This is a genomic window from Ensifer meliloti (genome assembly GCF_030064585.1).
Classification (GTDB): Bacteria; Pseudomonadota; Alphaproteobacteria; order Rhizobiales; family Rhizobiaceae; genus Sinorhizobium; species Sinorhizobium meliloti.
Genome location: NZ_CP120366.1, coordinates 453,701 through 472,055, shown reverse-complemented (window position 1 = coordinate 472,055; position 18,355 = coordinate 453,701). Strand labels below are relative to the sequence as shown.

The window sequence follows — 18,355 nt, the reverse complement described above, 5'->3', positions numbered from 1 at the left end:
GGCTTTTTAGCTGGATGCCGGCCTAACTGTCTAACGGCCGTCGATCGCCTCGCCGATGCGGGCGATTGCCTTCTGATAGACACTCGCGGAGTTCCAGCCAGCGATGGCGCCCATGTTGCCTTGATAGCCCCCGCCGGCCCGCCAACCGTGCGCCTTGAGGAAGTTGGCCGTTGACATCAGGGCAGTACTCGTGTCGCGCATGTTCCTGCTGCCGACGCCGTACTTCAAGACATTCCCGGGCAGGAACCCGGTTTGGCCGATCTCGCCGTGCATGGCGCCGACCGAGCGGGCGCTCAGCACGCCGCTGTCGACCAGCTTGAGCGCCGCGATGGCATGCGGCGCGAAGAATTGCGGGCGGCGGCAATCGTAGGCGAGCGTGACGATTGCCGACACAGTGTTCTGGTTGCCCATGGAGGCGCCGAAGCCGGTCTCCATACCCCAGATGGCGAGCAACACCCCGGCGGGCACGTCGTACTTACGCTCGATGTTGCCGAAGAGTGCTGCGTTCGCCGTCTTGAGCGATCGGCCCTTGGAAATAATCGCGGACCCACCACGTCGTCTCATAAAGTCGTCGACCGAGCCGCTGAAAGCCTTGTTGACGGAGCGGTCGGCCCGGATGGTCCCTACTGCGTATTTCGCTCCGAGAAGCGCTGCAAGACCCTTCCCCCTCACGCCGGCGGCCTTTGCCGTCTCGGCAAACTCCACTTTCCACTGTTGAAACCCGGCAGCGCTTTTGCCGCATGAGGCCGCCTCAGCAACGCACGTGAGAAGGCAGAAGGCGAGGGAGCCCGCCGCAGCGATCAACTGTTCCTTAGCAAAGAACGCCATGTCGCTCTCCTAGTCGGCCTGATCCATCAAGCATCCGGCCGCATGGCGTCACTCCTTCCCTTGCGGAAGCCCAAATGGTTGCTCGCGCGCTTGAGAAATTTGACCAAATTGATAATAGCGATTGTGCGAAATAAAGCCAGCCATGGCCGATTTGGACCGTAGATAACTGGGGGTTATTTCATTCGCACGCGCGGGGCGACCCCGCCCACGCTCTAGTCGGCCGCGCTGGTGCAGGCGCCGCTTTCGACCTTCGTCAACGTGTCGCGTCGTTCGGCATTTCGGTGAGTTACTTCGCCAACGTCTGCTATCGGGAACAGCCTCGGGGTCACCTCACGGGCCGACATGGGGCGGCGCAAAGCGGAAATTGTTTCCGACTTTGGGGCCGATGGCAGACCGTCTGGTTTCGGTCCCAGTAATAAGATTAGCTGACAAACGCGCAGCGAGGCCACTATGAGCGCAGCGCTTCTGTAGTGCGAGATGGAGTTTCTTGTGCTCCACCGACGCACGCACACCTTTTCAAGCGTCGACTCGACTACGGGACGGGGCCGGGAGGTCACGCCCCGCAGTCACTTCTGTTCGTGATGAACTCCAAAAGGTCGGCGTTCAGCACATCAGCGTTCACTGTCAGCATCCCGTGCGAGAAACCGGGATAGGTCTTCAACGAACCGTTCGGCAGCAGCTTGACCGCCTTCAAAGCCGAGGCGGCGATCGGAACGACCTGGTCGTCCTCACCGTGCAGCACCGGCGTTGGCACGGTGATCGCCTTGAGGTCATCGGTCTTGGTCGGTTTCCGAGAAGGCCTTGACGCCATCGTAGTGCGCCTTGGCGCTTCCCCATCATGCCCTGCCGCCACCAGTTCTGGAGCACGCCTTCATGGACCGCCGCGCCCTCGCGGTTGAAGCCGGAGAATGGGCCCGACGGGACGTCGCGGAAGAACTGTGCACGGTTGCCGGCCAGTGCCGTCCGAAAGCCGTCGAAGACCTCCATCGGCGTGCCTTCGGGGTCGTCGTCGTTCTTCAGCATCAGCGGCGGAATGGCGGCGACGAGGACGGCTTTGGCCACCCGGCCCGGGTCAACCTTCGCTCGGCACCGGCGTGTTGAGAAGCTGCTGCTCCCAAAGATACGCGATGCCGCTGCCGCCGAAGTGCTGGATGAGAATCTCGGTCAGCTCCTCGACATGCTCGGTGCGCGCCCAATCGCGTTGCCATTCGCCAGCGAGCGCCATCACGGTCATCACGTTCGCGCCGGCCGCGGCCATGCGCTGGATGGCAACTTCATGAGACTCCTTCGAAATCCCGCCCGACGCGTCGGTGATCACGGTGACGTCCCAGCCTTCGCCGGCGGCCTGGATGACAGGCATTGCGACGCAGACCTCGGTCCACAGGCCGGCGATGATCAGTTGCTTGCGGCCGGTCGCTTTGACGGCGTTCACCACATTCTCGTCCTGCCAGGTGTTAACCCAGGTGCGATCGATGACTTCCTGGTCCGGAAATACGTCGGTGATCTGCTTAAAGAGAAGTCCACCGCGCGCCGCGATCACGCTGGTGAGAATGGTCGGAACATTGAAGGCTCTTGCTAGCTTCGCCAGCGCGGTCGTGTGGTTGACCACCATATGCGGATCGTGGCTGTTCAGGTTCGCGAGTTGATAAGGTTGGTGATCGATCAGAACGAGGACCGAATCTTCGGGACGAAGAAGCGAATCGAGGCCGTTACGAGGGGGCATCAAGACTTCCTTTCTCTGCCGCTATGGACGGCGATGGGTTCACGGGAGACATGCGCCAGCGGGTGACGTTGCCTGGACGCAATGTGCTGTTCCTTTTGGTGGTGCGGTAGTGCCATAGTCGGGCAAGCTGTGTCGCGAAATAAGGAACGCCGGAATGGACATCGAAGACCTACAGACATTCGTCGCAGTGGCCGATGCCGGGGGCGTATCGGCCGCCGCACGCCGGCTTGGCATCTCCAAATCGATCGTCAGCCGGCGGCTCCTCCGGGTCGAAGCGGAGCTTGGCGTCCAGCTTCTTGCACGAACGACCCGCGGCGCCGCGCTCACGGAAGCAGGGATCACGTTCAGGGACCATGCGGCCAGAGCCAGCGCCGAGATTGACACCGCCAAGGAAACGATCCTCCCCACCGGTGAGTTGCGCGGCCGCCTGAGGGTTGCCATGCCGCTTACGTTCGGCCCGACCCACTTCGCCCCCGTGCTTGCGGACATGGCGCGCCAGCATCCGCAGCTTCACATCCATACCTCCTACAGCGATCGCTTCGTCGATCTCATCGCAGAGGGTTTTGATTGCGCGATTCGGGGTGCCTACCTCCAAGACTCAAACCTGATCGCGAAGCGCGTTGGGCCGATCCATGGCAAGCTTGTCGCCAGCCCGGATTACATCAAAGCGCACGGGTCACCTGGGACCCTGGACGAACTCGTCACCCATCAGGCCCTCATGCAGGGAACGGAAGCCTGGCAGTTCATGGATGGCGACAAGATCGTCACGGTTCAGCCGCAGGGCAGGTTCAAGGCCGACAGCGCCACGGCGCTTGCCGCTGCGGCGGCGGCAGGTCTCGGCATCGCCTGGCTCCCCGATTGCATCACATATGGATATGTGGCCTCCGGCGCTCTGGTCCCGATCATGACACGCTATCCGGTCCCTCCGGGGGCGGCGTATGTCGTCCGCCCGCCGGGTCAGCATCCCACGCGGAAAGTGCGTGCGCTTACCGAAATGCTGACTGAGTACTTCAAACGGAACCCGGACGTTTGGGGTCTCGACCGTTAAAACACGGGGCGAAGCCTTATCAATGAATTGCGTTCGACGGTCGCTCTACTGCGAGCCGCCGAGCGTGACGACATTGCCCACACGTTCCACTTACTGCGACCCAGCTTTCGCTGGGCTCCGGACCTGGGGCTGCCTTGGTCGATTATGCAATGGTTGACTGGCTGTTTTCGGGACGAAGCCCAATCGGCCTCAACGACTGGCGTGGGCGCGCAAAGCTGACGTCGCTGAGTGCTCCGTAAGTCTCAAGCCAGGCCGAACCTAGAACGCAGTTGCGGAGAACTCGGCGACCCGCGCAGCAGGACGCCAAGCTCCTCACAAACGAGTTCAAATGGACTGGGCGAGAGGTTCGCTCACAGCTATCAGACCGTGTGTGTTTCGGATCAAAACGGCGGCCCGCTCTCCGATGACAACGCACGGCGCCATCGTGTTGCCAGTGGTGATCCGGGGCATGATCGAAGAATCCGCGATACGGAGGCCGTCGATACCGTATACCTTGAGCTCATTGTCGACCACCGACATGTTGTCGCGTCCCATCTTGGCTGTGCAGGACTGATGCCAATAGGTGACTGCTGAGCGCCGGATAAAGTCGATCATTCCTGATCTGTCGCGCTGCCCTGGAGCGGTTTCGCCCGTCACCAAAGGTCTAAAGCCATCGCTGTTTCCAAGTTCGCGGCATAATTCCACTGCGGCCAACGCGGCTGCCATGTCTTCCGGCTCACTGAGTGAGTTTGGCTCAATCAGGACGGGGTCGTTTATATCGGGGCCGGAGAGCCTCAATCGGCCGCGGCTTTTCGGCTGTGCGAGACCATTGAACATGGTCCAGCCGTGCTCCGGTGTTTCGAGACCGGCCTCAAGCGGCGACGGGACGGCGAACTCCAACTGGCACTGGAGGACGTCAGGCTGGGACAGACGTGCGTCACTCTTCCAGTAGAGGTTTGCCTCGCAGCCGCTACCGCCCACTGCTTCCGGTTTTCGGTAGGCCCAGGTGCAGCCGAAGGCGAGATGATCCTGATGATTGCGACCAACACCCGGCAGGTGTTGCACGACTGGGATGCCATGCGATTGCAGTTCGTTTTCCGGGCCGATTCCGGACTGCATAAGGACCTTCGGCGTATTGATCGCGCCAAGTGACAGCACCGTTTCGCAATGCGCCATGAACTGGCGTCGCCGACCTTCGATCAGAGCTTCCACACCTCTTACCCGCTTACCATCGAAGATGAGACGCGTAACCAACGCCTCGGTGATCACCATTAAATTTGGACGCGACAGCAGCGGATCAACATAGGATTCAAACACGGTTTCCCGCTTGCCCTCCCGGATACGCAGTTCAGCAATCGATGCACCGCCAGATGCCTCCATCATTTCGCCGTTCGTGGTATTATAGAGAGGTATCCCTATGGCAGATGCCGCGTTCAACAGGGCCTCCGCCACTGCCTGCGGAGAAGTAGGCTGCGCCACATATGCAGGCCCACCTACCCCGCGACGAGTAGGGTCCGGAGCGCCTTGCCAGTTTTCGATCCGGCGATAGTAGCCAAGGATCGACTGATAGCCCCAGGCGTCATCCCCGGCCTCTGCGGCAAAGTGATTCCAATCTTCCTTATGTCCCCTGGCCCATACCATGACGTTGATGCTCGAACCGCCGCCAAGCCCTTTGCCCATGCTGAGAGGAAGTCGTCGGCCATCCAGACCAGGTGTCGGTTGTCCAACGAAGCCCCAGTCCCGGCTGGAGCCAAGATTCAACGGCCATTGCGCAGGGTTCGATACTGTCTCGGATTTATGATCTCCACCTGCTTCGAGCAGGAGAACGCTCGCGTTTCCATTCTCTGCCAGGCGCGCTGCAACAACCGAGCCGCTGGACCCAGCGCCGCAGACGATGAAGTCGAAGACATCGCCGACCGTGTTGTGCGCGAAAGACGTATTTGCAGGTACATTTTCATCATGGGTATACAGTTTCACGTGAGTTCCTCCGTAAATTAATTCTGGTAAAATTGCTGAAGTGGTGGTCGCGAAAGACGAGGAAATGCTCATGGATCTTGGAAGGATCCGACGCCCTACCGGCATCTCGCTCGGGCTGCGGTCTGTTTAACAGATTTGTTTCAGCGTCATCGGGAGGGTCTCGACCTTCCCGATGACGCGAAGTCGATCATTGCTTTTTCGCCGACACGGTCTTGGCGGCCTGATCAATGGTATCGGCGATGGCCGCAGGCTGCGTCATGAACAAGGCGTGGCTTGCCGACACCTTGGTGATCTTCGCCTTGATGCGCTCAGCCATGTGGATCAGCATGGCCTGATCAAAAGCTTTGTCCTCGGTGGCAATAACAGCCCAGCTAGGCTTGGTGCGCCATGCCGCATTCTCGAGCTTCGTGGCGAACGCCGACATGTTGATTGGCACCTGCGCGTCCCTCATGAACGCAACATCGGCATCGCTGACGTCATGAGCGAACCCAGCCTTGAACTTTGCCGGGCTGACATATCCAAAACCATCCTTTGTGGTCTCGATGACGAACTCCGCTGCCGGAGCAAATCCTTCGTATTGCTGAGCCGTCGTTTCGCCGGCATCGGGTGAGAGAGCGGAGACATAGACGAGACCGGCAACCTTCGGATCGATGCCAGTCTCCGTGATGACAGTACCGCCCCAGGAATGTCCGACGAGAATGACCTGACCATCCTGCCGCTCGAGCGCACGTCTGGTGGCGGCAACGTCGTCTTCGAGCGAGGTCAGAGGGTTCTGGACGATTGTGACGCGATAGCCGCGCTTCGTAAGATTGTCGTAAACGCCCTTCCAGCCAGAGCCATCAGCAAATGCGCCATGGACGAGCACAACGTTTTTGACGGCCTGGCTTTCGGGGATGGTGTCGGCGGCGTTAGCGGGCATTGCGGCGGATATGGCGGCGGCTGCGATTGCGGCAACGGTGGTTGTGGTCGTGCGTGTCATGGCTTTTTCCTTTTATTAATATCGATAACTGTTATCGCGATATATTTACGCTGTCAGATTTTGAACTGCTCGTCAACATAATTCTTATCGCGATATTGGTTTTCGCTGTAACCTTGATTATATTGGTGCGCAAGGAGCCCAGAATGACCAAACCCCATAATGATCCACCGCCATTGCACGATCAGTTGTGCTACGCGATTTACACTGCTGGCATCGCCATTCAGCGCGCCTACAAGCCCCTCCTCGACGAATTGGGCCTGACTTACCCGCAGTATCTCGTGCTCAACGTTTTGTGGAGCGAAGATGAGCAAACGGTCGGCGCCATTGCCAACACCCTTGCACTGGAATCCAGCACGCTTACACCACTCTTGAAGCGCCTTGAGACATCCGGCTTGTTGCGCAGGACCCGAAACCTCAGCAACGAGCGGCAAGTGGTGATCGCGTTGACCGAAAAAGGTCGGGCATTGCAGCACAGGGCAGGCTGCCTCAGCGACACGTTGCTTGCAGCTTCGACCCAGACGCCCCCGGAGTTGGCCGCTTTGAACCGCGACGTGCGCTATCTCCGCAACGCGATCTACTCGCAGATTGGCGGGTGGGACACACCCGCCTGATCTGCAGGGGGCGCCTACGCCGTGGGCACCGTACCTCCGTCGATCGTGTATTCGGTACCCGTGATCGAAGATGCGCGGTCGGGGGCGAGGAATGCGATCAGATCTGCGACCTCTTCAGGATTCGCCGGCCGACCAAGCGGAATGCCACCCAGTGCATCCATGATGATCTTCTTGCCGCCTTCCAGATCAGTACCGGCTTGCTTAGCCAAGCGCTCGGCCAAACGGACTGAGGCCTCCGTTGCGATCCACCCAGGCGACACCCGCACGACCCGGATACCTTTGGACGAAATTTCCTTCGCTATCGACTTGCCGTAAGTCGAAAGCGCTGCTTTTGCCGCTGCATACGCGGTCGTCGATTCCGGAAGCGGCATGACCCCTGGATGGATGTCACGTGCACGACCACCCCGCATCCTCGGGCAACCATGTCCGGGACAAGGAGCCGATCAAGTCGAACAGCCGGAAACAGATTGAGTGACAGCTCCTTGTCCCATTCTCTTCGGATAGCGCCGCAAAGCCACCCCCGGCTGCTGAAGAGCCTCCAAGCATATGGACAATGATATCGACGTCACCCAGGCGCTGACGCGCGGCGTCAGCAACAATTGCACATCCTTCTTCGGGTGGTCAGGTCAGCTTCTACGAACAACTCTTCCGGGAGGCTTTCCGGACGCGCCCGCGCCGTCGTCAGCACCTGTGCACCGAGTTCGCGAAACAGGTTGACCGTCGCAGCGCCGGCGCCTTTCGTTCCAGCGGTGATGAGCGCGCGTTTATCTCTAAGATTGAGAAAATCGATCATCACTTGATCTCCAGTCTGGCGATTTTGTCGTTTTTGGTGGTGAAGGCGAAGGTGAGCGTCACCGGACTGCCGGCGAACTGACCGCTTACATTTGCGCGGACGAGCGCTTTGTCGCCGTCGCGTGTGGCTTCGACAGGGTCAGCGACGTAGTTGGTCCCTGTTTTCACAGCCGCCCACCATTGACGAATTGCGGCAATGCCTCGGTGGCGAGCGCCTTCGTCTTCGACAACTGCGTCATCCAAAAAGGTCTCTGAAAACGCTTCCACATCATTGCGTCGGTCGGCGTCAAAGTACGCGGTAACTGTTGGGGGCATATCCATTGTGTTTCTCCACATGATCTGACCAGAAACTTACCCCTCGACCATTGCACAGATAAGTGGGATAAACCGGCGTGCGATAGTGAACAAATCGGGACAATGGAACAACCCAATCTCAAAGAGCTGGAAGCGATCATCGCGATTGCACGGCGCGGCACATCCCGCGCAGCGGCCATCGATCTCGGCATGTCCACGACAGCGCTAAGCCACACAGTAGGCAGCTTGAAGCGGGACTCGGCGTCCGATTGTTCAACCGAACCACGCGCAGCGTCTCGCTGACGGATGCCGGCAGGCTCTTTATGCAACAGGTCGCGCCTTCCCTTCAGGATCTCCGTACCGCTCTGGAGACCGTGCGCTTGCAACGCGAAACACCTTCCGGAACGATACGTATCAACGCAGCACCCTTGCCGCGCGCGCCATCATCTCACCGCTCGTACTTGAGTTCCTGCGCCGCTATCCAGACATGCACGTCGATATCGTCACCGAGGGAAAATTGGTGGATGTCGTCGGCGACGGATTCGATCTAGGCGTCAGGGTTGCGGGCCTTGTACCCACCGACATGATTGCCGTTTCGCTCGGCCGGCCACAGCGACATGCGGTGGTCGGCTCTCCCGAGTAGTTCGAGAAGTATGGGAAGCCACTGGCCCCCTGACCTTTTCAATCACAAATGCATCCGCGTTCGTCTTCCCGATGGATCACTGTTTCGGTGGCGCTTCGAAAAGGACGGGGAACAGGTGCAAATTGATGTGCGCGGCCCGATAACGTTGGATGAAGCGAGCCTTACGAGAACCGCCGTTCTCGATAGTGCCGGCGTAGGATACATTTTCGAACAAGACATTCTCCCGGACATCGACGCGGGGCGCGTTATCCGTATTCTGGAAGACTGGACACCGCCCTATCCGGGGCTTTGCCTCTACTATCCTGGGCGGCGCAATCTATCGGCTGGGGTCAGGGCTTTCTTGGAACTAGCTCGTGAACTCTCGCGACGGGCGACCGGGTGACCCGTCGATGGAGCGGCACACTGCGCCAACTGCGTCGCCTTGAAGGTATTAGTACTCCCGACCCAGCGACTAACGCACAAGGATTGGTAACTATGATAGCGCCTTACGCAGGTTCTCGGCATTCAATGGCAGGTGTTCGGCGACCGTCATTTCGATGAGATCTGACACCTCAGCGACTTTCGCGAGAAGACTGACGACGGTATCAAGTGTGAGCCTGCCCGTCGACGATACTCTCAACTGCTCAGATAGGCCTTCGGGGTTGCTGTCTTCGCACGGCGCACGCGCCTCCTATTGCGCGTTCCGGACGATCATTACGAAAGCAGACTGACTGCTTCCCAGAACCCAAGGGGGTGGTGTGAACGACCGGAGTGAGGGCGCAAAGCGGCCTATCCGAATTGCCGCTGGCGAAGGTCAACAACGGGTCCGGACTCCCGATTCAGGCTTTGGCGGAAAGGCAGAGAAGGTAAAGGGGCTGTTCTTCACGAGCCCTGTGCACGTCTTGTTGCGAGGATATTCATGTTCTGGGCTAAAACGATCGCATAATGTATCGTCGGGAACGACAGGGATTGCCGCTAACAGCGCCTCCGATTGGAACTGCGCGGCGGCCAGTAAGCGATCGATTTCACTGGGCGGCGACATTGTTGGGGAATGCGTGCCGCCGAGAACCTTTCGACGACGCCGCACCAATTGCCCCCGATTGTCGCATATTCTACCTTCCCTTGCAGGATTACCCACCTGGTGAGAAGCTCCAGTCGGCGCCGATTCCTCGGGGAGGCAAGGATGCGGAAGAAGGGCAGTCGCAACGGTGTCACGGCACTCGCGGTGGCCGGCACGAATGTCGTTGTTCTCGGTTGGGACATGAGCGAGGAGGATATCCGCACGCGCGGTATCTTAGGTTTTGCCATCCAACGCACCCGACATGAGGATGGCGAGAAAATATGGCTGTCAGGTCTGAAAACGTTCGAGAGCGTCGACCCGCATCCGGATCCGGGAGTTCCGGTGTCGTCGTTCTGGCATCCTTTGCAGACGTTTCAGTGGTCCGACTACACACCGTCACCCGGGAAAAAATACACGTATAGAATCGTAGCAATGGGGGGTCAGCCGGGTGCCCTGGTCGAGGCCGCGGACGTTTCCCTCGAGGTGACGACAGAACGTATTGACCAAGGCAAGCACGCGATCTTTTTTAACCGCGGAGCAATCGCGTCGCAGGAATATGCCCGCCGCTTCCAAAACCTCCCGCCCAATCAAGTGGGCCAGGCGGCCTACGATTGGCTATCGCGTGGTTTGGTTGAGGGGCTCGAGGCGTTCCTGAGTCAGGCAGGCCAAGGAGATGAGCTCTATGGCGCCATCTTTGAATTCGAGAACAAGCGAATTCATGTCGCGATTAGGGCAGCCCATGATCGTGGCGCCAAGATCAAAATCCTTTACGACGGCGACAGCCAGCGCGAGGGCAACGAAGATGCGCTGAAGGGCTCAGGGATCGCGGGTCTTACCAAAGCTCGCACCCGATCCGGGCAGTTCGCGCACAATAAGTTCTTCGTGCTCCGGCGAGCCGGAAAATTCTCCGAAGTGTGGACCGGCTCGACCAACCTCAGCGACAATGGAATTTTTGGTCATTCGAACAATGCACATATCATACGAGACCAGAAGATCGCAGACGCCTATTTCGCGTATTGGGAAGTCCTAAATAAGGACAAGACGGTTCGGCCGACCGCAACGGCCTCCACAGCGATTTCGCCAACCCCACCGCAGCAGATAAACACGTCAGGCGACACCGTCGCCGTCTTCTCCCCACGGACCGACCTTGCCGCTCTCGACTGGTATGCGCAGCTTGCCGGAAATGCGGAGCGGGCTCTTTTCACCACCTTCGCATTCGGCATGAACAGTCGGTTCGTAACCGTCTATGACCAGACGGACGACGTATTACGCTTCGCCCTCATGGAGAAGAAAGGCAATGGCAGGAACTATAAGGTCCAAGCGGCCGAGGTCGATCGGATCCGGAAGCGACCGAACACCATAGTTGCGGTTGGCAACTACATCACAACCAACGCATTCGATCGCTGGTTAAAGGAAATCGATCGGGTCCAGGACGATGTACACGTTCGGTTCGTTCATACGAAATACATGCTGATCGACCCCCTTGGGTCTAAGCCGATCGTCATTGTCGGATCTGCGAACTTCTCCAAGGCATCGACCGACACGAATGATGAGAATATGCTGGTCATTGAAAACAACGATGCCGTCTCCGACATTTACCTCGGTGAGTTCATGCGACTGTTTTCACACTATGCGTTCCGAGAGTCGCTTACCTTCAAGAAATCGAACAAGCCGGCCGACATTCTGCGGCGAAAGCATCTGAAAGAAGACCACTCCTGGATTGACGGAGATGGCGGCAATTCAGGTTACTTCGTTCAGGGCTTTGACCGCGCTCTTCGACGCCTTTATTTTTCAGGCCAGTGAAGCGGGAAGAAGGAATCCGGGAGGGCGCACCAATAGGGGTCCTCGTCGCAAGCACCGACGTAATCTCATTTGCAGCATGGCCGTTTCGGGGGAGCAGTGGATGCTCGTTGGAGTGTTGCGCGTTCGCCGACCACAGAAAACGGCTGGTCACTACCGCACTCTTCTGGCGCCGATGAGCATGTGCTGAAGACATAGGGGTTAGCCGGTTTGAGATTGATTTAGCAGCCGGTCTACTGACCAGCAGTGGCCGCAACCAGACCCGGCCCCCGAGCCCATAGTGCCGCCCATCTCCCGGCTGCAAAAGGCGGTGCGACAGACTGTCCTCGCCTGCGCTGTTCTCCAAGGGAGCCGTGCCGGCTCTTCCAGTTCGAGTTCCGTCTGCCCGGTTCACGCTCCGGTCTGCTCGTTCCAGCGGCGCTGCATCTCTTCCAGCGCCACATCCTCGATCTTCTGCGAAAGCATCCACCGATGGCCGAAAGGATCGACGACCATGGCGACGCGCTCCCCATAGCCTTGATCTGCAGCGGCACGCAATGCGACGGCCCCCGCGTCGACGGCCCGGGCAAGATCGGCATCGACCGCCAGAGTTGCGAGGTGGAAGGTTACGGGAGAGCCACCGATCGTGTCTGGGCTCAGTGCACCGAAGTCGGGATACTCGTCGGCAATCATGACGGTGCTTTCGCCGATCTTGAGTTCCGCGTGGCCGATCCGACCGTCGCGCGGGTCGGTCATCCGGAAGAGCTCCTCGGCGCCAAAGGCGCGACCGTAGAAATCAATCGCTACGCGAGCATTCTTGACGATGAAGTAGGGGGTCAGGGACGAAATCGAGGTGGACATGGACGGCCTCTTGTCGCTGGCGTATAGTTACGTTACGTTACGTTTTATAATTACATGAGTCAACAGCACATGAGCCCACCGAAACGGCGTGGAAGACCGCCAAACCAATTGGCGCAGGCGACAATCCTGAAAGCGGCGCACGACATCCTGACGGAGGACGGGTTTGGCCGTCTGACCGTCGAGGCCGTTGCCGCGAGGTCCGGTGTGGGGAAACCAACGATCTACAGGCACTGGGCGAACGCCTCCGAACTCGCCATGGCCGCCTTGATGTCCGGAGACCCGGGCATCTTCGCAGAAGGCGGAACAAGTCTGCGATCGGCCCTCGCGGGGCAGATGCGATCGCTGATCCAGGCCTTTGCGACGACCAGAGGGCGCCAAATCGCCATGACGCTCGCGGCCGCCGACCCCGAAAGCGAATTCACCAAGGCCTTCCGCAACCAAGTCATCCTCTCGAGCCGCGAGGCCGGTCGCGCCATGTTGCTCGAGGCTGCCGCCAGGGGGGAGATCACGTTGCAGCAAGACCTCGAGGTGCTGCTCGACATGATCTACGGTCCCGTCTTCTACCGGCTGCTCGTCGGGCATCGCCCACTCGACACGGGCTTTGCCGACAGCATCGTCGCGATCGCCCTGGAAGCAGTGGCAGCCAGCCCGCAAAGCTAGGAAACGAGAGCGGACCGTGATTTTCTCGATGCCATTACGCTCGGACAGGCTGTCGATATCGCTGAATATTGCATTGAGCAACTCAACCAGGTGGACGGGCGAGAGATTTTCCGCGAGGTCCGTGAAATGGACGAGGTCGGCGAACAGAACGGTACATTCGCCGTGGCTCTGGGCCGGGATGCTTTCACCGTTCAGGAGGTGTTGCGCGACATCCGCACGAATGAGCTCGCGAAGCATCTCCTCCGACTTCGCGCGCTCTTTTGAAGTTTGATGAAGTTCGCGATCGAAGATCGCGAGTAGCTGAAGAGCAAATACGTCATCACCGCGGCAACGGTGGCGGTGTTCGCAATGTATGAGGACGTCCGATCCGACTGCTCCAGAGCGAGCAAGGGCGGTCGCCACATCGAGAGGAATTCCGCAACGCCCACACCGATGGCAAGGGCTGCGTGCGCGCGCCTTGCGGTCTAGTTCACCATGAAACGCGAACTAAAGGGGAGGCTGGCGGCGCCGACTGCTTTCGGAGCTGCGGATGTCCTTCCCACCACCGCGTTAACGGAGGGGATTTCCTGCCGGACGAGCGTACACAGCGCCTCGCAAATAGCGGCTGGAACGAAGGACGAGAGGACGACGGTCCTGAGTTCGATGAATTGCAGCAGCGATTGCGTCAGTTGAATGAGATTTTCAGCGCAGGCCTGCTGCCAGTCTGCAAGAGTCGCTCCCAACGGAGGCCAAGACAAATCCTGGCCCCAGAGTTTCTCCGCCATAGCGCTGTCCGCCGGCAGGCGGCGTTCCAGGGCGAGCACGCCGACATCATAGCTAAGCGGCGAATTGCCGTTGTAAATCTGGTGATTAAGGACGAGGCGGCAGTGCAGGCGGGCGCCGAGATAGAAGAACAGGAAATCCTGCAACTGCCTCGCCGTCCCGAACAGGCTTTCGCCACCGGCTGCGGCCGTGATGTCGTTCTGTACGAAGACGGGAAGACCGAATTCGGCCTCCAGATAGCGGTGCAGCACGTCGTGGTCCGGCTCGGAGCGGATTGGCGGGGTGGGAAGCGCGAGGCCGACGCCGGCGATACGGGCCTGCCGGCTTTCTGAAAGGCCGGCGACGGCCAAGCGAATTTCGAGCGCCAACGCTTCCGGCGCATCGAACGTGTCGGCCGCCTTGTGCGGCATCACGCGATGGTGCTGGACGTTGCCGATGAAATCGACGACGACGATGTGGGTGTTGTGGTATCCGACGCTCACGCCAACCGAGTAGGCTCCCTCGGAGTTCAGCATGAGAGGCGTCGTCGGCGGGCCGACGCGGCCCTTCTGTGCCTCGCCGCGCACGACGAGGCCTTCCTGTTCGAGCGAGCGCACGATCACTGAAATCGTCTGCGCCGAAAGGCCCGTCTTCTCGCCGATTTCAAGGCGGGTCGTCGCTTCGTTCTGCAGGAGCAGGGAGAGCACTAGACGCTCGTTGTAGCTGCGCACGCTCAGCGAGTTGAGGCCGCTGGCGCGGTCGGCGATGCGAAGCGGATTGGGCGGCGCGAAACGCATGTCAGGCAAGGGAGCGATCCTTCCTGGAAAGGGCGATGGTCAGGGAGAAGGAGACGGAGTTACGCATCGGGCCACCCGATCGCCAGCACTTCCTGGGCGAGAGCCTCGCCGAGCAGGCGGTGGGCATCCTCGTCGATGTGGAAGCCATCGGCCGGCGAACACCGGCAGACCGTACCGGCGTCGAAGAAATGCGCCTCCAGAGAATCCGCCATTATCTCGAACTCCAGCGCCAGCTTGCGAGATTTTTCCTGTGCGCCTGAGAAAATCGACTCCCATTCCTTGAGATCTTCCAGCATCGGCGGCGGGGCGACGATCATGATTTCGGGATCGTTGCCGGTCCGGCCGGGCGAGAGTTCTCGGATATCGTGCACGAGACAGCCGATGCCCATTGCGACCTCGGACGGCGGCATGTTGAAGCGCCGCTTCAGGTCATTGGTGCCGAGCATAATGATGATAAGGTCGAGCGGTGCATGGCTCTGCAGACAGGGGCGCAGATAGGTCCGGCCGTTCTTGAGCGAACCTTCGATCGGATCGTCATGCACGGTCGTGCGTCCGCTCAGGCCTTCTTCGATAACCTGCCAGTTCGGGCCGAGCAGGCCTTGCAGAACACCGCCCCAGCGCTGTTCGCGTCGGTAGCGATCAAGCGGTCCGCGGCCAGGTATCTGGCCGTGAGTGTTGGAATCTCCGAAGCATAGAACGGTCCGTGCCACTGTCTCCTCCACCGGGATTCAAGCCCCTCTTCTCCCGGTGCAGACTTCGCATCCGGAGAGATGGTTTGCAAGAACGGCATTGTTCATTCACTCTGAATAACTATTGACAGTCGAAAGCGCCAGTGATTTTCTGGTGACCGGAGGAGAGTTCCAGGTCGTTTCCAAGGCTGTGCACGGCACCGGACACACGTCACGGGCTGCCGACGTCGCATGGCTTCCGGCCGGTAAATCCCCCGTTAAACGCCTGCTTTGGAGGAGAAGTATGAGCACCATCATCAGGAAAATCCGCGCATCGGTTCTGTTGGCCGGCGTGTTCTTCGCAACGAACAGTTTTGCGCAGGAGGTGCCGCTGCTCGAGGGCGTCACGACCCGTGCGGAAAACAATCCCACGGTAGAAGAAGGCAAATACAAGAAGGATGCACCCTGGGTCATCGGCATGAGCAGTTTTGGCGTCAACGCAAATACGTGGACCGTGCAGGTGGCGCATGAAGCGCAGGCCGCAGCCAATAACGACAAGCGGATCACAAAATTCATCCTGCTCGATGCCGGCTTCGACCAGAAGAAGCAGGTCGCCGACATCGAGGACCTGATCGCCCAAAAGGTGGATGCGATCATCGTCCAGCCCGTCACCTCGACTTCGGCCAATGCCAGCATCGAGAAGGCCGTGGCAGCGGGCATTCCGGTCGTGTTGCACACCGGCCGCATCGAATCGGAGGCCTATACGACGGAAATCCAGGGTGGTGCCGAGCATTTCGGCAAGGTCATGGGTGACTTCCTCGTCAAGGAACTCGGTGGCAAGGGCAACATCTGGGTGCTGCGCGGCCTCGCCGGCCATCCAGAAGACACCAACCGCTACAATGGCCTCAAGCAGTCGCTCGAAGGCACTGAGATCAAGATTGCTGCCGAGGAGCACGGCGACTGGCAATACGACAAGGCCAAGAAGGTCTGCGAGACGCTCTACCTTAGTGACCCGAATGTCGACGGCATCTGGTCGTCGGGTGCGGATATGACACGCGCCTGCGTCGACGTCTTCAAGCAGTTCGGCTCCCCCATTCCGCCGATCTCCGGCGAAGGCAATAACGGCTTCTTCGGTCAGTGGATTGCCGACGGCTTCAAGTCGATCTCGTCGGAATATAGCCCAGCCCAGGGCGCGGCCGGCATCCGCGCCGCTGTCGCACTGCTCGAAGGCAAGGCGCTTCACAAACACTACGACTACAATCCACCAGGCTGGGACCTCGAAAAGGTCAAGAAATACTACCGCGACGACCTGTCGGCCAATGTCTGGTGGCCATCGGAACTCTCCGAAGAACAGCTCAAAGAATTCTACGCCAAGCAGTAGGCGGACCGCGCCGGGAGGCGGGCGCCTGCTTGCCTCCCATAATTCGGGTAAAGGAAATCCATGTCGCATCTCATTGAAATGGCAGCCATTTCCAAGGCATTCGGAGGCAGTGTCGCGCTTCGTGATGTGTCGCTGGCGCTGGCACCGGGCACCGTGCACGCCCTGATGGGCGAGAATGGTGCGGGCAAATCCACGCTGATGAAAATCCTGGCCGGCGTGCATCAGCCTGACAGCGGCGAGGTTCGCCGCGCGGGCCGAACCGTAAGCTTCGCCAATCCGCGCGCGGCACTCGAAGCCGGCATATCGACGGTCTTCCAGGAACTCTCTCTGCTGCCCAACATGACGATCGCGGAAAACATGTTCCTCGGCCGTGAACCGACCGGTTGCTTCGGCGGAATTGACCGTCGGCGCATGCGCGTGGGTACGAAGGACGCGCTCGCCCGCCTCGGCCTGACGCTCGATCCCGACACGCTGGTATCGGAGCTTTCCATTGCTGAGCGCCAGTTTGTCGAGATCGCCCACGGCATCGACTCGGACGCCGACGTCTTTATCCTTGACGAGCCGACGGCGGCACTGAATGCCGCCGATGTCGAAGTCCTCAACCGGCATATCCGGTCGCTTCGCGAAGCCGGCAAGGCCATCGTCTACATCTCCCATCGCATGGACGAGATCTTTGCCATCTGCGACGTGGTGACGGTGCTGAAGGACGGACAACTGGTGGGCACGCGACCGCTCTCGGAAATGACGCCCGCCTCGCTGATCGCGATGATGGTTGGGCGCGAGCTGGAAGACCTTTTTCCCGAGCGCGGTCAAGGCGAAGGTGCCGCGGCGCTCTCCGTATCCGGCCTTCGGCTTCACACGGATTCTCAGCCCTTCTCCTTCACGGTGAGGAAGGGCGAGATCGTCGGCTTCGCTGGTCTCGAAGGGCAGGGACAACAGAAGGCGGTGCGCGCGCTCGTCGGGCAGTTTGCCCCTGTCGAGGGCACAGCGTCCCGGCGGGGAGAGACTATCCAGCTTCCTGTGCCGAAGGAGAGCGGGGTCCGTCGCTGGCAGGCGCTGGGCGGCGCTTTCGTGCCGGAGGACCGCAAGGATGAGGGCTTGTTCCTCGGCCATTCCGTTGGGCAGAACATCGTTGCAGCCTTGCATGCGGGCCGGCCGACGCTGAAGGCGGCGAAGCGGTACGGCGACGTCATTACCGAAACCATGCGTCGGCTGAACATCAAGGCATCAGGGCCGTCCGCCATTGTCGGTGCGCTCTCGGGCGGCAATCAGCAAAAGGTGCTGCTCGGCCGCTATCTCGCGACCGATGCCGATCTCCTCCTGATTGAGGAGCCGACGCGCGGCGTCGATGTCGGCGCCAAGGCGGAAATCTACCGTATCTTGCGCGATTTCGCGAAAGCCGGCGGTGCGGTGCTGGTTTTGTCACGCGAGACGATCGAACTGATCGGCCTCTGCGAACGCCTCTATGTGATCCACGGTAACACCGCCGTCTCGGAAATACGGGCTGTGGATGCGACTGAACACAGCATTCTCAACGCCGCCCTCAGCGCCTGAC

The 18,355-nt window shown here is 59.8% G+C and carries 15 protein-coding genes and 4 pseudogenes; 8 read left to right on the top strand and 11 right to left on the bottom strand.

The genetic code is table 11. The features are described from left to right. Positions 1 to 30 precede the first annotated feature (30 nt). The 3 genes and pseudogenes from PZL22_RS26660 to PZL22_RS26650 all read right to left on the bottom strand — a co-directional run bounded on the left by PZL22_RS26660 (position 31) and on the right by PZL22_RS26650 (position 2,551). Positions 31 to 828 (bottom strand): lytic murein transglycosylase, encoded by a 798-nt coding sequence (locus PZL22_RS26660; RefSeq protein WP_010968067.1) that lies wholly within the window; start codon positions 826 to 828, stop codon positions 31 to 33. Positions 829 to 1,381: 553 nt separating this feature from the next. Next, positions 1,382 to 1,896 (bottom strand): annotated as a pseudogene (locus PZL22_RS26655) (alpha/beta fold hydrolase); the annotation flags it as partial. A 4-nt stretch (positions 1,897 to 1,900) separates the two neighbouring features. Beyond that, positions 1,901 to 2,551, bottom strand: coding sequence for a hydrolase (locus PZL22_RS26650; protein ID WP_010968064.1), 651 nt, complete (start codon positions 2,549 to 2,551; stop codon positions 1,901 to 1,903). A 154-nt stretch (positions 2,552 to 2,705) separates the two neighbouring features. Here PZL22_RS26650 and PZL22_RS26645 point away from each other — a divergent pair, with 154 nt between their 5' ends. Continuing rightward, positions 2,706 to 3,599, top strand: coding sequence for a LysR family transcriptional regulator (locus PZL22_RS26645; protein WP_010968063.1), 894 nt, complete (start codon positions 2,706 to 2,708; stop codon positions 3,597 to 3,599). 324 nt (positions 3,600 to 3,923) lie between these two features. Here the strand turns inward: PZL22_RS26645 and PZL22_RS26640 are convergent, their stop codons facing one another. After that, positions 3,924 to 5,555, bottom strand: a complete 1,632-nt coding sequence (locus PZL22_RS26640; RefSeq protein WP_284718780.1) for a GMC family oxidoreductase — start codon at positions 5,553 to 5,555, stop codon at positions 3,924 to 3,926. A gap of 187 nt (positions 5,556 to 5,742) precedes the next feature. After that, on the bottom strand, positions 5,743 to 6,534 hold the full coding sequence (locus PZL22_RS26635; RefSeq protein WP_127625331.1) for an alpha/beta fold hydrolase: 792 nt from the start codon (positions 6,532 to 6,534) through the stop codon (positions 5,743 to 5,745). A 143-nt stretch (positions 6,535 to 6,677) separates the two neighbouring features. Between PZL22_RS26635 and PZL22_RS26630 the strand changes: the two genes are divergently transcribed. Further along, positions 6,678 to 7,145 (top strand): MarR family winged helix-turn-helix transcriptional regulator, encoded by a 468-nt coding sequence (locus tag PZL22_RS26630; protein WP_014528014.1) that lies wholly within the window; start codon positions 6,678 to 6,680, stop codon positions 7,143 to 7,145. A 14-nt stretch (positions 7,146 to 7,159) separates the two neighbouring features. On the opposite strand, the pseudogene PZL22_RS26625 reads toward PZL22_RS26630, so the two are convergent. Both PZL22_RS26625 and PZL22_RS26620 read right to left on the bottom strand, forming a co-directional pair. Beyond that, a pseudogene (locus PZL22_RS26625) lies at positions 7,160 to 7,938 on the bottom strand (SDR family oxidoreductase). Next, complete coding sequence (locus PZL22_RS26620; protein ID WP_153444189.1) at positions 7,938 to 8,258, bottom strand: nuclear transport factor 2 family protein; 321 nt, start codon at positions 8,256 to 8,258, stop codon at positions 7,938 to 7,940. Before PZL22_RS26620 ends, PZL22_RS26625 begins: the two are co-directional and overlap by 1 nt. Before the next feature lie 96 nt (positions 8,259 to 8,354). Here PZL22_RS26620 and PZL22_RS26615 point away from each other — a divergent pair. Further along, positions 8,355 to 9,256: pseudogene (locus tag PZL22_RS26615) on the top strand (LysR substrate-binding domain-containing protein). A gap of 780 nt (positions 9,257 to 10,036) precedes the next feature. Beyond that, complete coding sequence (locus PZL22_RS26610) at positions 10,037 to 11,716, top strand: phospholipase D-like domain-containing protein (RefSeq protein WP_127700812.1); 1,680 nt, start codon at positions 10,037 to 10,039, stop codon at positions 11,714 to 11,716. 387 nt (positions 11,717 to 12,103) lie between these two features. Here PZL22_RS26610 and PZL22_RS26605 read toward each other — a convergent pair whose 3' ends face one another. Beyond that, positions 12,104 to 12,553, bottom strand: coding sequence for a VOC family protein (locus PZL22_RS26605; protein ID WP_010968054.1), 450 nt, complete (start codon positions 12,551 to 12,553; stop codon positions 12,104 to 12,106). A 54-nt stretch (positions 12,554 to 12,607) separates the two neighbouring features. Between PZL22_RS26605 and PZL22_RS26600 the strand changes: the two genes are divergently transcribed. Then, the gene (locus PZL22_RS26600; RefSeq protein ID WP_010968053.1) at positions 12,608 to 13,213 is read left to right on the top strand and encodes a TetR/AcrR family transcriptional regulator; all 606 of its coding nucleotides are present in this window, start codon (positions 12,608 to 12,610) and stop codon (positions 13,211 to 13,213) included. A gap of 75 nt (positions 13,214 to 13,288) precedes the next feature. Here the strand turns inward: PZL22_RS26600 and PZL22_RS31645 are convergent. Then, positions 13,289 to 13,360 (bottom strand): annotated as a pseudogene (locus PZL22_RS31645) (hypothetical protein); the annotation flags it as partial. On the opposite strand from PZL22_RS31645, the gene PZL22_RS26595 reads away from it, so the two are divergent. Continuing rightward, complete coding sequence (locus PZL22_RS26595) at positions 13,340 to 13,477, top strand: hypothetical protein (RefSeq protein WP_014531267.1); 138 nt, start codon at positions 13,340 to 13,342, stop codon at positions 13,475 to 13,477. The pseudogene PZL22_RS31645 and the gene PZL22_RS26595 overlap by 21 nt on opposite strands. A gap of 200 nt (positions 13,478 to 13,677) precedes the next feature. On the opposite strand, the gene PZL22_RS26590 is transcribed toward PZL22_RS26595, so the two are convergent. Next, positions 13,678 to 14,751: an ROK family transcriptional regulator gene (locus PZL22_RS26590; protein ID WP_127623947.1), complete on the bottom strand. Its 1,074-nt coding sequence runs from the start codon at positions 14,749 to 14,751 to the stop codon at positions 13,678 to 13,680. A gap of 59 nt (positions 14,752 to 14,810) precedes the next feature. Then, on the bottom strand, positions 14,811 to 15,461 hold the full coding sequence (locus tag PZL22_RS26585; RefSeq protein ID WP_164843017.1) for an SGNH/GDSL hydrolase family protein: 651 nt from the start codon (positions 15,459 to 15,461) through the stop codon (positions 14,811 to 14,813). A 262-nt stretch (positions 15,462 to 15,723) separates the two neighbouring features. Between PZL22_RS26585 and PZL22_RS26580 the strand changes: the two genes are divergently transcribed. Next, positions 15,724 to 16,800, top strand: a complete 1,077-nt coding sequence (locus PZL22_RS26580; RefSeq protein ID WP_127626800.1) for an ABC transporter substrate-binding protein — start codon at positions 15,724 to 15,726, stop codon at positions 16,798 to 16,800. A 60-nt stretch (positions 16,801 to 16,860) separates the two neighbouring features. Further along, positions 16,861 to 18,354 (top strand): sugar ABC transporter ATP-binding protein, encoded by a 1,494-nt coding sequence (locus tag PZL22_RS26575; RefSeq protein WP_010968049.1) that lies wholly within the window; start codon positions 16,861 to 16,863, stop codon positions 18,352 to 18,354. Position 18,355 lies beyond the last annotated feature (1 nt).

What these genes read in the sequence shown, in the direction of transcription:
- PZL22_RS26660 (WP_010968067.1), bottom strand. Translation starts at nt 828, where the DNA reads ATGGCGTTCTTTGCTAAGGAACAGTTGATCGCTGCGGCGGGCTCCCTC.
- PZL22_RS26650 (WP_010968064.1), bottom strand. Translation starts at nt 2,551, where the DNA reads ATGCCCCCTCGTAACGGCCTCGATTCGCTTCTTCGTCCCGAAGATTCG.
- PZL22_RS26645 (WP_010968063.1), top strand. Translation starts at nt 2,706, where the DNA reads ATGGACATCGAAGACCTACAGACATTCGTCGCAGTGGCCGATGCCGGG.
- PZL22_RS26635 (WP_127625331.1), bottom strand. Translation starts at nt 6,534, where the DNA reads ATGACACGCACGACCACAACCACCGTTGCCGCAATCGCAGCCGCCGCC.
- PZL22_RS26630 (WP_014528014.1), top strand. Translation starts at nt 6,678, where the DNA reads ATGACCAAACCCCATAATGATCCACCGCCATTGCACGATCAGTTGTGC.
- PZL22_RS26620 (WP_153444189.1), bottom strand. Translation starts at nt 8,258, where the DNA reads ATGGATATGCCCCCAACAGTTACCGCGTACTTTGACGCCGACCGACGC.
- PZL22_RS26610 (WP_127700812.1), top strand. Translation starts at nt 10,037, where the DNA reads ATGCGGAAGAAGGGCAGTCGCAACGGTGTCACGGCACTCGCGGTGGCC.
- PZL22_RS26605 (WP_010968054.1), bottom strand. Translation starts at nt 12,553, where the DNA reads ATGTCCACCTCGATTTCGTCCCTGACCCCCTACTTCATCGTCAAGAAT.
- PZL22_RS26600 (WP_010968053.1), top strand. Translation starts at nt 12,608, where the DNA reads ATGAGTCAACAGCACATGAGCCCACCGAAACGGCGTGGAAGACCGCCA.
- PZL22_RS26595 (WP_014531267.1), top strand. Translation starts at nt 13,340, where the DNA reads ATGGACGAGGTCGGCGAACAGAACGGTACATTCGCCGTGGCTCTGGGC.
- PZL22_RS26590 (WP_127623947.1), bottom strand. Translation starts at nt 14,751, where the DNA reads ATGCGTTTCGCGCCGCCCAATCCGCTTCGCATCGCCGACCGCGCCAGC.
- PZL22_RS26580 (WP_127626800.1), top strand. Translation starts at nt 15,724, where the DNA reads ATGAGCACCATCATCAGGAAAATCCGCGCATCGGTTCTGTTGGCCGGC.
- PZL22_RS26575 (WP_010968049.1), top strand. Translation starts at nt 16,861, where the DNA reads ATGTCGCATCTCATTGAAATGGCAGCCATTTCCAAGGCATTCGGAGGC.